This is a genomic window from Stenotrophomonas bentonitica, assembly GCF_002887735.1.
GTDB classification, from domain to species: domain Bacteria; phylum Pseudomonadota; class Gammaproteobacteria; order Xanthomonadales; family Xanthomonadaceae; genus Stenotrophomonas; species Stenotrophomonas bentonitica_A.
Genome location: NZ_PKQP01000030.1, coordinates 1 through 907, shown reverse-complemented (window position 1 = coordinate 907; position 907 = coordinate 1). Strand labels below are relative to the sequence as shown.

Sequence of the window (907 nt, the reverse complement as noted above, 5' to 3'; positions counted from 1 at the left end):
TACTCCGCGATCGACGCCGCGCCGGAAGAAAAGGCACGTGGCATCACGATCTCGACCGCGCACGTCGAATACGAATCCACCGTTCGTCACTACGCCCACGTCGATTGCCCGGGCCATGCTGACTACGTCAAGAACATGATCACCGGTGCTGCCCAGATGGACGGCGCGATCCTGGTCTGCTCCGCTGCTGACGGCCCGATGCCGCAGACCCGCGAGCACATCCTGCTGTCGCGTCAGGTCGGCGTGCCGTACATCGTCGTCTTCCTGAACAAGGCAGACATGGTCGATGACGCCGAGCTGCTGGAACTGGTCGAAATGGAAGTCCGCGAGCTGCTGAGCAAGTACGACTTCCCGGGCGACGACACCCCGATCATCTCGGGTTCGGCCCGCCTGGCGCTGGAAGGCGACCAGAGCGAGATCGGCGTGCCGGCCGTGATCAAGCTGGTCGAAGCTCTCGACAGCTGGATCCCGACCCCGGAGCGTGACGTCGACAAGCCCTTCCTGATGCCGGTGGAAGACGTGTTCTCGATCTCGGGCCGCGGCACCGTGGTGACCGGTCGTATCGAGCGCGGCGTGATCAAGGTCGGCGAAGAAATCGAAATCGTCGGTATCCGTCCGGTCCAGAAGACCACCGTGACCGGCGTGGAAATGTTCCGCAAGCTGCTGGACCAGGGTCAGGCAGGTGACAACGCCGGTCTGCTGCTGCGCGGCACCAAGCGTGACGACGTCGAGCGTGGCCAGGTCCTGGCCAAGCCGGGTTCGATCAAGCCGCACACCAAGTTCGACGCCGAAGTCTACGTCCTGTCCAAGGATGAAGGCGGCCGCCACACCCCGTTCTTCAAGGGCTACCGTCCGCAGTTCTACTTCCGTACCACCGACATCACCGGCGCTTGCGAACTGCCGGAAG

General features: G+C 63.6%; 1 protein-coding gene. It reads left to right on the top strand.

Annotated elements, in window-relative coordinates:
• On the top strand, window positions 1-907 hold a 907-nt coding region (gene tuf / locus C0R07_RS19625), incomplete at both ends, for an elongation factor Tu (protein WP_102789694.1).